Raw genomic sequence first — 11,521 nt, 5'->3', positions numbered from 1 at the left:
CACCCTAGCTCTCCCACCTGTGCCCCGCAGCCCTCCCCCTCACCTCCGCCCACCTCCCCCGGCCGCGCCCGGCACTCCCGCCCAACACGACCCGCGGGCCGCACCCGCACCTGCCTGCGGAATCGGATTTCGTCGATCGGGGTGAGGTCCGCTAGAGTAATGCTCGTTGCACCGGGGTGTAGCGCAGCTTGGTAGCGCGCTTCGTTCGGGACGAAGAGGCCGTGGGTTCAAATCCCGCCACCCCGACGGTAGTAACACAAGGCCAGAGGGCCCGTCCGCTTGATCGCGGACGGGCCCTCTGCCGTTGCCCTGCCGGGCTCGGCCGGCCTGGATGGTCTCAGTTCTGGTCTCATTCGCTCCCGGTCATGGGTGACTCGCAAGCGTGTATGACAGCGGGGCGAGTTCATCCGTCCAGGGACGGTCGTCCTAGGACACCCATGGCGGACCCATGCGGCGGCGAGTTCGCTGGGGGTGCGGCCGCAGGTCGAGGAGATCCGGGCGAAGACCTCCGTGGCGGGGTGGGTGGCGGCGAGGCGGACGGCGTCCTGCGCGCTGGTCGTCGGGGCGGACGGACGGGTGGGGCCCGTGCGTGTTCCAGGCGACTCAGCGGTGCCGCCAAGCGTTGAGCAACTCCTCGGGTCCATAGGTTGCCTGCAGTCCAGGGCAGTTGACGCCGCTTCGGGACACCGCGACGAGCGGAATCGGGTCATCTGTGAGTGCGGCTCGGTGCTTCTGTAGCGCTGCCAGATCGTGGGCGTCGAATGCGGATGTCTCCAGCCATTTGATCGACCCCAGGAACCGCAACTCCTTGGCCACCGGCTCACGGTCGGCGCCAACGAGATCAATCTCGATATCGTTGCCGCGGGTCCAGTAGGCCCCAAGCGCGGGGGACGCAGGCAATTCGCCGTCAGACAGGACCCGGGCGAGGGACTCACGGATCAGCGGCTCGACGGCGCGTCCGCGCCAACTGGTCCACTGATCCCTTATCCGTGCCAGGGTCAGGTCTCCACGCATCCGTTCGATCTCCGCCATATGTGGATCGAGGAACGCCAGCCAAAAGCGCAGGTACGGGTCCGCCACCCGGTACCGGCGCTCCCTCGAGGGGTGCAGCGAGAGTGGGAGTTCGGCTGCCACGACGCGCTTGTCGATGAGCAGGTCCGCCGCCCTGCTGAGGGTACTGTGAGCGATACCTCCAGCGGCTCGGGCGATGTTGGTGAATGTCCGTTCCCCGGCACCGATTGCCCGCAGCACCTCCCTGCCCATGGCCTGAGGAGGAAACTCCGCGGCAAGTGACCGCTCGGCGGAGACCAGCAGGGCGGAAATCGGGTTTTCCAGCGCCGTGCCGAGGAAGTCCCACATGGAGGCCCCGGCTTCCCACTCCCGGCAGATCAACGGCAGCCCACCTGTGATCAGCGCAGCGTCGAAGGCGGCAGCGGGCTCCAGGTTGAGCATTTCGCTGATGTCGGCCGGGTTCAGCGGGCCGACAACCATCTCCTGCCCACGCTGGTGGAACGGTCGCTCATAACTGTTGAGCGCCTCCATCATCGACAGATCCGAGCCGACCAGCAGAAGCAGCACGGGCTTTCGGCTGAGCAGCCGATCCCAGGCCCGCTGGAGCATGCCCTCGAAGGCATCGATGCGCTCCATGAGATAGGGCACCTCGTCGATCACCACCACGCTCGGTGCATCGTTGGGCAGGATCTCCGCCAGCAGCCGGAAAGCAGCGTTCCATTGGCTCGGCGCCTCCTCGCCGAAGAGAGAACGACCCGGCAGCGTGGAAGTGGCAACGTTGTCGAGCAACTCAGCCAACTCGTCCTCGGCGGTCCCGCCGCCGGCGGTGAAGAACAGATGGGGAACCGCTGCCCGGCGAAGAAACTCCTCAACGAGGGTGGACTTCCCGACTCGGCGACGGCCGCGCATCAGCAGACATCGGCCCGCCTGCGCGGCGCCGACGGATCGCTTGACCTCACTGAGTGCGTTTTGCAGGGTGCGCAGCTCCCTGTCCCGACCGATGAAGCGTGGCATGGCGCGAGATCCCATCACTGACTGAGCATGACCCCTGGCATGATAGTAGCTCTAAAGAAACTATCTCTGGAGAGAGTATCTCGAACGCAGGTCGGCCGCATGGGGTAATCAATTTCCCCGCGCTGTCCGGATGCGCCTCGCCCGTTCGTCACTAGGGTGCACACAGAGACGAGGAGGCAATAGCCATGAAGTACCTGATGTTCGTCTGCACCGACCCCGAGCGGGACACCGACACCGAGAACGTGCCCGACATCGACGAGTGGGTGTCCAAGACCGATGCCACCGGGCAGCGGCTGCAAGGGATGGCGCTGGCGCCCAAGGCAGCGGCGACGACGGTGCGGGTGCGCAGCGGGGAGCTGCTGATCTCCGATGGTCCTTTCGCGGAGACCAAGGAGGTCATCGTGGGCTTCGACCTGATCGAGTGCGCCGATCTGGACGAGGCGATCGAGGTCGCCCGGACCCACCCGATGGCTCGGGGCGGGCGCATCGAGATCCGTCCGCTGGCTGACTTCGAGCAGTGAGCGACCCGGCTCACCTGACCGGCACCGCCGCGGCCGTGACGGGGGACCCCTCCGCCACGGCCGCGGCGGCTGCGGCCGCCGCGGAGGGCTATCCGCGGATCGTCGCGGCGCTGATCCGGATCACCGGAGACTGGACGCTGGCCGAGGACTGCGCGCAGGAGGCCCTCGCGCAGGCGCTCGGGCGCTGGCCGCTCGACGGCGTGCCCGCGAACCCGGGCGGCTGGCTCATGACGGTGGCGCGCAACCGGGCGCTGGACGCCCTGCGGCGGGCGACGGTCGAGCGCCGCAAGCTGCGCGAACTGGCCGTGCTCGCGCTGACCGCCGCCACCGAGGAGTCGGCGTGGGAGTCGGCGCGGGAATCCGGTGAGGTGGCCGACGACCGGCTACGGCTCCTCTTCACCTGCTGCCACCCGGCGTTGGCGCTCGACGCCCAGGTCGCGCTCACGCTGCGGACGATCTGCGCGGTGCCGACGACAGACATCGCGCGGGCGTTCCTGGTCAGCGAGTCCACCATGACCCGGCGGCTGACCCGGGCCAAGACGAAGATCGCCCAGGCCCGCATCCCCTACCGGGTGCCCAGTGGCGCGGCCCTCACCGAGCGACTGCCGGGCGTGCTCGCCGTGCTCTACCTGCTCTTCACCAACGGCTACAACGCCGACGGCGAACCCGCGTTCGCCGAGGAGGCGATCCGCCTCGCCCGACTGCTGACCGGGCTGATGCCCGACCAGCCGGAGACCTCGGCGCTGCTCGCCCTCTTCCTGCTTCAGCACTCGCGGCGCGACACCCGCCGCGACGAGGACGGTCATCTGGTCAGCCTCGAGGACCAGGACCGTTCCCGCTGGGACGATGCGGCCATCGACGAGGCCACCAGCCTCCTCTCCGCCCTGCGGCACCACCTCGGCCCGTACCTGTTGCAGGCCCGGATCGCCGCCTGCCATGCCGTCGCGCCGGCCATGGCCGACACGGACTGGCGCCGGATCGCGGACCTCTACGACCAGCTCGCCCGCGTCCAGCCGAGCCCGGTGGTGGAACTGAACCGCGCCGTGGCCCACGGCTTCGCCCACGGGCCGGAATCCGGTCTCGCGCTGCTGGCCCTCGCCCGCTCCGGGGGCAGCGGCGGCACGCTGGACGACTACCCGCTCACCGTCGCGGTCGAGGCCGACCTCACCGCCCGCACCGGCGACCACCGCCGCGCCGCCGCGCTCTTCCGCGAAGCGGCGGACCGCACCCACAGCGAGTCCGAGCGCCGCACGCTGCTGGCTCGGGCCGAGGCGGTGACGGCGGCCGAAGAGAGGTAGAGCCCCCCGGTCGACGCGGTGCTCGCTGCTGTGGTCCTGCGCCGACACGGCCGGGGCACGATCTTCACCTCGGACGAGGACGAGATGCGCCGGCTCTGCGGCGATCGCGCGGTCGTCGTGCGGCTCTGAGGCTGTGCCCTGAGGCTGTGCTCTGAGGCTGTGCCCTGACACTCTGCTCTGACGCTGTGCCGGTTGCTTGACGCCCGCTCACAAGGAGGCGGGCGTCCACCAGTCGGATCGGCTCAGGGCTGGGTGCGGACCTCGTTGGGGCTGACCGTGCCCGGCTTACGCGGGGGCGCGATCGGGTCCGTGGACGGGTCGGCGACCACGGCTTCGGTTTCCTGGGCGACATCCGTCACCTCGGCTGCACGGGTGATCTCGAACTGCTCGGACGGCTCGGCCTGCTCGGGCGTGCTCATAACGTTCCTCTCGCTGTACTTGAAGCGCTGCCTGCCGAGACACGCTCGGTCAGGTCATATCTTCACGACTCCGGATCAACATCCAATCAACACCGTCGGCAGCGCGCTGCGCCGCCCGTACCTCGGCCGCTTCCGGCGCGCCCAGCCTCTGGAACCCTTCCCGGGCGGAGGCCAGGAATTCACCCGCCTCACGCGGCTCTCCCAGCGCGAGCAGGGACCGTCCCATCGCCCAACGCGCGAGGGACAGGTGGTAGTGCAGCTCGGAGGCGTCGAGCAGTTCGAGTGCCATCGCGGCGAGCCGCCGCGCCGGCAGCGCCTCTCCCATGTCGATCCGGCAGTGCGCCAACCGGGCGAGCACCAACGCCTCGAGGCTGACCCGCTGTTGGGCACGGTAGAGCGCCAGGGCCTCGGCGAAGTGCGCGACGGCCGTCGCGACCTCACCCGAACTGCCGAGCACGATGCCCAGTTGGTACCGGGCGTCCGCCTCCGATCGGCGGCTGCCGGAGTTCAGCGCAGTCTCGAGCCCCTCCTCGGCAGCCTGTCGAGCGCGCTCCGGCCGCCCTGCGGTGAGCTCACCGCGCGCGATGTTGCCGAGGAGGCGGGCCTCGTCGGCCCGGTTGCCGAGCTCGGCTGCCAGGTACCGGGCCAGTCGGAGGTGCTCCAACGCCTCCTCGGCCCGCCCGGCCGCGTTCAGGTTCACGGCCAGCTCGGCCACGAGCGTGTAGCGGATGGCCAGGCTCTCGTCCGTCGGCAGCAGGAGGAGCGCGGCGCGGAACTCCGCCTCCGCCTCCGCGACCCGACCCGCGAGCGAGTGGCGCAGTCCGGTCAGGTAGCGGAGTCGCGACAGGGCGCGCGGGTCGTCCGCGTGGGAGGCCGCCGCCATCGCCGCGGGCAGGATCTCACGCAACCCCGGGCCCGCGGACTCGTCCTCGAAGAGCCAGACCCAGGCGAGCAGCAGGTCCACCAGCGGGCGCATGCCCTGGTTCGGCTCCACGCGGAGTGTCTGTTGGGCGAGTTCGTGGAGGACCGTTCTCTCGTTCCGCAGGGCGACCCACTCCAGTGCCCCGTTGCCGAAGCCGGTCTCCTCGCGCGCCCCCGGCCCGACCGGGTGGAGGCGCCAGCTCAACGGGGCCTGTTCGTTGGCCGCGCGCCAGGCCGCGCAGACGTACTCCAACTGCTGCTCCAGCAGCCGCAGCACCGCGCCGGAGCGGGTGCGCTCGGGTTCCGTCTCGCGGGCGCGGACGCGGGCGAAGACGCGGACCAGGTCGTGGTAGCGGTAGCGACCCGCGGCCTCCGCCTCCAGGAGGCCGGCGTCGACCAGGGATTCCGCCAGCGGTTCGGCCTCGTCCGACGGGAGGTCCAGGACGGCGGCGGCAGCGGACAGGGAGAACCACGACACGTCCGGGACGGACAGCAGCCGGAACGCCCAGGCCTGGCGTTCGCTGAGCAGGCGGTAGCCCAGCTCGAAGGTGGATTCCACCGCGAGATCCCCGACCCGGAGTTCGGTGAGGCGGCGCTGCTCGTCGCGGAGACGGTCCAGTAGCGAGGCCACCGTCCAGCGCGGCCGGGTGGCGAGGCGGGAGGCCACGATCCGTACGGCGAGCGGGAGTCGCGCGCAGGCGGCGACGAGTTCCGTCGCGGCCTGACCCTCCGCCGCCACGCGGGCGAATCCGGCGACGGCGGCGAGGAGTTCCAGCGCCTCCAGCTCGTCGAGTGCGCTCAGCTCCGTCAGCAGCGCGCCGGGGATGCCCACCAGCCGGGCCCGGCTGGTGACCAGGACCGCGCTGCCCGCCGTACCGGGGATCAGCGGGAGGACCTGCGCCGCGTCCCGCGCGTTGTCGAGCACGATCAGCACCCGACGGTCGGCCAGCCGGGAGCGGAGGAGTGCGGCGCGCTGCGCCGTCGCGTCCGGGAGCTGGGCCGCCGGGACGCCGAGGGCGAGCAGGAAGTCGCCGAGCAGGGCCGCCGGGTCGGCGGGTGTCGGGGACGTGCCGCTGAGGTCGGCGTAGAGCTGGCCGTCCGGGAACGCGGCGCGGGCCCGGTGGGCGATATGGACCGCCAGCGTGGTCTTGCCGACGCCGCCGATGCCGGAGAGCCCGTGCACGGTGACGGCGGCGCGATCACCCGCCGTGGACAGTGAGTGGCCGATGGTGTCCACCAGGCTGTCGCGGCCGGTGAAGTCTAGGGTGTCGCCAGGCAGTTGGGCCGGTATCGGCTCAGGTTCCGGCTCGGTCGCCGGCGCAGTGACCGCGAGGAGGCCGGGGTCGCCCGCGAGGATGCGCCGGTGCAGGTCCGCGAGTTCGGGGCCGGGCTCGATGCCGAGCTCCTGGATCAGCAGCCGCCGGCCCGCGTCGAAAAGCGCGAGCGCCTCCGCCTGGCGACCGCTGCGGTAGAGGGCCAGCATCAGCGCGGCACGTGCCCGCTCCCGCAGCGGGTACTCGGCGACGAACGGGACGAGCAGCGCCAGCACCTGAGCGTCGTTCCCGGCGTCCGACTCCGCGCCGGCCAAGGCCTCCAGCGCGGTCAGCCGCGCCTGGGCGAGACGGTCGCGCTCCCGCTCCGCGTACGGTCCCGGCACACCGGCCAGCGGCTCGCCGCCCCAGAGGGACAGCGCCTCGGTCAGCAACGCCGCACCGCGCCGCGCGTCCCCGTCCGCGCGCGCGGACGCGCCCGCCTCCGCCAGGCGCTCGAACTCGCCGACGTCCGTGATGTGCTGCGGGATCCTCAGCGCGTAGCCGTCGCCCACGGAGACCAGGAGTCCCGCCCGGTCCACACGATCCACACGATCCGCGCGGTCCGCGCGCTCCCGTCCTGCCGCGTCGGGCGTCAGCAGGGTCCGCAGGCGGGAGACGTAGGTGCGGACGGTGCCGACCGCGCGTGCGGGTGACTCCTCGCCCCAGATCGCGTCGACCAGTTCCTGCGCCGGAACCGCCCTCCCCCCGGCGAGCAGCAGCCGGACCAGTACGGCCCGTTGCTGCGGCGACCCAGGATTCAGCGGCGCTCCGCCGCGTCGGACCACGACCTCGCCGAGCAGGGCGAATTGCAGCTCCTGGCCCGCCGAACCTCTCGACTCGGACATGCGAGTCCCCCGGTCATCCGCGCGTCTCCCGGTGACGCTTGCTCCCCGTACTGCGGAACGGAGGGTAGCACCAGGGTCTGTCGTCACGGCCGATTCGTACCGGCTCGTCGGCGTTGATCCGTTGTGCATCGGGCCCTGCGAGGCTGCTTCGCGGCAGGCCCCAGGGACGGCGAACCGTCCCGCCGATCACCGACGAGCCAGAGCGAACAGGACCATGACGAGCAGGATCCTTGCAATCCCGCGCCCCAGGACCGAGTCAGGGCTGCGACCGGCGGCCCCGCGGCGGGCCGAGGGAGCCGTCCGGCGCGGCCCGGTGATCTCACTGCTGGGCCCGGTCCGGGCGTGGGCCGATGGCTGCCCGCTGCTTCCCGGGACGCCGGTTCAGCAGGCGCTGCTGGCGATGCTCGCGCTCCGGGCCGGTCAGGAGGTCTCCGTCACGGAGCTCATCGAGGGGATCGCCGGTGCGGTGGTCGAGGAGGAGGTCGAGCTCGCCGAGGAGGAGCTCCATCTCCATGCCTCCCGGGCGCGTCGCCTCTTCCTCCGTGAGGGCGACCGCGACGGCGCTCCGCTGCACGCCACCGGCGTCGGCTACCGGCTGCTGATCACGCCGACCCAGGTGGACGCCATCGCCTTCGAGCACGCTGTCGGCGACGCGCAGGTCCTTGCCGGGCTCGATCCCGCCGCCGCCGAGCTGCTGCTGGACAACGCCCTGGCGCGCTGGCGTGGCGTCCCGCTGCAGGGCGTGCCCGGCCCGTTCGCGGAGTGGGAACGAGCCCGGCTCTGGGATCTGCACCAGGACGCGACCGTCATGCTCCGTCGACTGCGCCTGCTCCGGCGCTGATCGGACGGAATCCGGGACAGGCTCCCCGGGGCGCTCGGGGGGGCGCTCAGGGGAGCCGCCCGGGAACAGCGGAACCGGTCACAGCTTGCGGGCCTCGATCAGCGTGCGCGTGGAGTGGGCGACGAAGGCGCCGTCCGACTCGATCTGCGTGTGCAACTCGCGCAGCCGGTCACGGTACTGGTCGACGGTGAAGCCGGGGACCGTCCACAGCACCTTGCGCAGGAAGTAGACGACCGCGCCGATGTCGTAGAACTCCATCCGCAGCCGTTCCATCCGCACATCCGCCACCTCCAGACCGGCGGCGCGGGCCTCCGCCGTCTCCCGGTCCGGGTGGCGGCCGTTGCGGGCGTCCGGTTGCGGGCCGAGGAAGTACTCGACGAGCTCCCAGGACGTCGCCGGGCCGACGTGCTGGGCGAAGTACGTGCCGCCGCCGCGCAGGACGCGCGCGATCTCGCCCCACCAGATCGAGGCCGGGTGGCGGGAACTGACCAGGTCGAAGGCCTCGTCGCCGAAGGGCAGCGGCGGTTCGTCCGGGTCTGCGACGAGCACTACGCCGCGCGGGTGAAGCAGCGCGGTCGCCTTGGCGACGTTCGGCGGCCAGGACTCCGTCGCGACCATCGTCGCGGGGAACGCGGTCGTCGCCCCGGCCAGCACCTCGCCGCCGCCGGTCTGGATGTCCAGGGCGGCGCCCGCCGAGGCGAGCCGAGCGCCGAGCAAACGCTGGTAGCCCCAGGACGGGCGCTCCTCCGTGGCCCGGCCGTCGAGCCACGAGAAGTCCCAGCCTGCCACGGACACGCTGTCGGCCTCGGCCACCAGCTCTTCGAACGATCGCGTCATGTTCGGAGTATCTCCGGAGCGCGACGCGCGGCGCGATGGATTTCTGCGCGAACGAGAATCGGCACGGGTGTCCTCAGCGCGCAGGAATCGATGCGGGCGGGGCGGCGCCGGGAGAGGATCTTCCAGAGGGTCGACGGGGAACAGAACCGAACCGAAGGAGAGCGGGCCGATGGCGGCAGCAGATCGAAGCGTCGCGGAGCAGATGATCACCGTGCTGCGCCAGGCCGGCGTCATGCGGATCTACGGGGTGGTCGGCGACAGCCTCAACCCCGTCGTGGACGCGATCCGGCGCAGCAACGGCGCTATTGAGTGGATCCACGTCCGCAACGAGGAGGCCGGGGCGTTCGCGGCCGCCGCCGAGGCGGAGATGACCGGGCGGCTCGCCGTCTGCGCGGGCTCCTGCGGCCCGGGGAACACGCACCTGATCCAGGGCCTCTACGACGCGCACCGCTCCGGGCTGCCGGTGCTGGGCCTGGCCTCGCACATCCCCTCGGCGCAGATCGGCACGGGCTTCTTTCAAGAAACCCACCCCGAGCGGGTCTTCGTCGACTGCTCCGGCTACTGCGAGATGATCAGCACCCCGGCACAGCTGCCGCGCGTGCTGCGCACCGCGATCCAGCACGCGCTCGGCGGCGGCGGGGTCTCCGTCGTCTCCTTCCCCGGGGACGTGGCAGCGCTGCCGGTCGCCCACCCGACCGGTGAGAGCGCGTTCCTGCGCGAGTGGGCGACCCCCGTCCCGCCGCAGCGGCAGGTGGAGGCGCTGGCCGAGGCGATCAACGGCTCGACGCGGACAGCGATCTTCGCGGGCGCGGGGGTGCGCGGCGCGCACGAGGACGTGATGCGGCTGGCGGCGACGGTCCAGGCCCCGGTCGGGCACTCGCTGCGCGGCAAGGAGTGGATCCAGTTCGACAACCCCTACGACGTGGGCATGAGCGGGCTGCTCGGCTACGGCGCCTGCCACGAGGCGCTGCACGAGGCGGACCTGGTCCTGCTACTGGGGACCGACTTCCCCTACGACAGCTTCCTGCCGGGCCGCAACACGATCCAGGTCGACCACGACGCCACCCGGCTGGGCCGGCGGACCCCCCTCGACCTGGCCGTCCACGGTGACGTGGGGGCGACGCTGCGCGCGGTGCAGCCGCTGCTGAAGCCGCGTCAGGACCGGGCTTTCCTGGACGACATGCTGCGCAAGCACTGCGCCGCGCTGGACCAGGTCGTCGGCGCGTACACGAAGAACATCGAGCACCACACCCCCATCCACCCCGAGTACGTCGCCTCGATCCTGGACGAGGTGGCGGCGGACGACGCGGTCTTCACCGTCGACACCGGGATGAACAACGTCTGGGCCGCCCGCTACCTCACCCCCAACGGACGCCGCCGCGTGATCGGCTCCTTCCTGCACGGCTCGATGGCCAACGCGCTTCCGCACGCGATGGGCGCGCAACTGGCGCTGCCCGGACGGCAGGTGGTGGCGATGGCTGGGGACGGCGGGCTCGGCATGCTGATGGGCGAGCTGCTGACGGTGGCGAAGTACGGGTCACGGATGCCGGTGAAGACAGTGGTCTTCAACAACGGCGCGCTCGGCATGATCAAGCTGGAGATGATGGTCAGCGGCTACCCGGAGTACGAGATCGACAACGGCGACATCAATTACGCGGCGATCGCCAACGCCTGCGGCATCCGGTGCATCCGGGTCACCGATCCGACGCAGCTGCGCGCCGCGCTGACGGAGGCCCTGGCGGCCCCCGGCCCGGCCCTCGTCGACGTCGTCACGGACGCCAACGCGCTCTCCCTGCCGCCGACGATCACCGCCGCCCAGCTGAAGGGCTTCGCCCTCGCGGCCGGACGCACGGTGTTGAACGGCGGCGTCGGCAAGATGATCGACCTGGCCCGCAGCAACCTGCGCAACATCCCGAGGCCGTAGCGGCCCTCGAAGGCGGCGCTGCCAGGTTCAGCCTCGGACGGCGTCAGGTCCACTGACACAAGACGTCAGTGGACCCGTTCTACGGTGCGGCCATGACCTTCGCAGAGAAGCGACTGACGGCCCTCGAGCCGATCGAGCTCGGCGGCCGCTTCATCAAGCGGTACCACGTCACGCCCTATCCGGAGCCGATCGAGCCGGAGATCGAACGGGCCGCCCACGCCATCCTGCCCAGCCTGCTGGCACCGCCCGACGACACCCCGCCGGGTGGCTTCGCCGTCCTCCACCGGGGAGGGGACGGCGCGGCCTATCTGAACGTCTACAGCTGGTACTGGGGCAACGCACTCTGGTTGGGCTGCGCGAGTGCGGGGCAGCCGGCGCTCGGATGTCCGGATCTGGATCCGACCCACTTCATGAAGTTGGACCTGCCGCTGGTCGGCTGCGTCTACGAGCTGCCTCCGATCGTGCACGAGCGCAACGCGTGGGTCCGCCACGTCTTCGCGCCCGAGCGTCCCGATCTCGCCGCCTACCTCGCCGACTCGTTGCCGGACGGCACCACCGGCGACCGTTGACGCGGCGG

General features: G+C 71.3%; 9 protein-coding genes and 1 tRNA gene. 6 read left to right on the top strand and 4 right to left on the bottom strand.

The genetic code is table 11. The features are described from left to right. Positions 1–172: 172 nt before the first annotated feature. Positions 173–246, top strand: a tRNA-Pro gene (locus tag ABIA32_RS27745). 357 nt (positions 247–603) lie between these two features. On the opposite strand, the gene ABIA32_RS27740 is transcribed toward ABIA32_RS27745, so the two are convergent. After that, a complete protein-coding gene (locus tag ABIA32_RS27740) occupies positions 604–2,025 on the bottom strand; it encodes an ATP-binding protein (RefSeq protein WP_370101102.1) in 1,422 nt (473 codons plus the stop codon). 185 nt (positions 2,026–2,210) lie between these two features. Between ABIA32_RS27740 and ABIA32_RS27735 the strand changes: the two genes are divergently transcribed. Both ABIA32_RS27735 and ABIA32_RS27730 read left to right on the top strand, forming a co-directional pair. Continuing rightward, positions 2,211–2,546, top strand: a complete 336-nt coding sequence (locus tag ABIA32_RS27735; protein ID WP_370101099.1) for a YciI family protein — start codon at positions 2,211–2,213, stop codon at positions 2,544–2,546. Then, entirely contained in the window at positions 2,543–3,844 is a 1,302-nt protein-coding gene (locus ABIA32_RS27730) for an RNA polymerase sigma factor (protein WP_370101096.1), read from the top strand. Before ABIA32_RS27735 ends, ABIA32_RS27730 begins: the two co-directional genes overlap by 4 nt. Before the next feature lie 242 nt (positions 3,845–4,086). On the opposite strand, the gene ABIA32_RS27725 is transcribed toward ABIA32_RS27730, so the two are convergent. Together ABIA32_RS27725 and ABIA32_RS27720 are read right to left on the bottom strand one after the other, a co-directional pair. Further along, positions 4,087–4,263, bottom strand: a complete 177-nt coding sequence (locus tag ABIA32_RS27725; protein ID WP_370101094.1) for a hypothetical protein — start codon at positions 4,261–4,263, stop codon at positions 4,087–4,089. Positions 4,264–4,312: 49 nt separating this feature from the next. Beyond that, on the bottom strand, positions 4,313–7,342 hold the full coding sequence (locus ABIA32_RS27720) for a BTAD domain-containing putative transcriptional regulator (RefSeq protein WP_370101091.1): 3,030 nt from the start codon (positions 7,340–7,342) through the stop codon (positions 4,313–4,315). Positions 7,343–7,655: 313 nt separating this feature from the next. Between ABIA32_RS27720 and ABIA32_RS27715 the strand changes: the two genes are divergently transcribed. Then, positions 7,656–8,183: a BTAD domain-containing putative transcriptional regulator gene (locus ABIA32_RS27715; RefSeq protein WP_370101088.1), complete on the top strand. Its 528-nt coding sequence runs from the start codon at positions 7,656–7,658 to the stop codon at positions 8,181–8,183. 78 nt (positions 8,184–8,261) lie between these two features. Here ABIA32_RS27715 and ABIA32_RS27710 read toward each other — a convergent pair whose 3' ends face one another. Continuing rightward, positions 8,262–9,020, bottom strand: a complete 759-nt coding sequence (locus tag ABIA32_RS27710; RefSeq protein WP_370101085.1) for a methyltransferase domain-containing protein — start codon at positions 9,018–9,020, stop codon at positions 8,262–8,264. Between the two features lie 169 nt (positions 9,021–9,189). Between ABIA32_RS27710 and ABIA32_RS27705 the strand changes: the two genes are divergently transcribed. Continuing rightward, positions 9,190–10,944, top strand: coding sequence for a pyruvate dehydrogenase (locus ABIA32_RS27705; RefSeq protein WP_370101082.1), 1,755 nt, complete (start codon positions 9,190–9,192; stop codon positions 10,942–10,944). Positions 10,945–11,036: 92 nt separating this feature from the next. Beyond that, entirely contained in the window at positions 11,037–11,513 is a 477-nt protein-coding gene (locus tag ABIA32_RS27700) for a hypothetical protein (RefSeq protein ID WP_370101080.1), read from the top strand. Positions 11,514–11,521 lie beyond the last annotated feature (8 nt).

The sequence above is a fragment of the Streptacidiphilus sp. MAP12-20 genome (assembly GCF_041262525.1).
In the GTDB taxonomy this organism is placed as follows: domain Bacteria; phylum Actinomycetota; class Actinomycetes; order Streptomycetales; family Streptomycetaceae; genus Streptacidiphilus.
The sequence above is the reverse complement of the archived record's forward strand: the minus strand, read 5'-3'. Positions and strand labels throughout refer to the sequence as shown.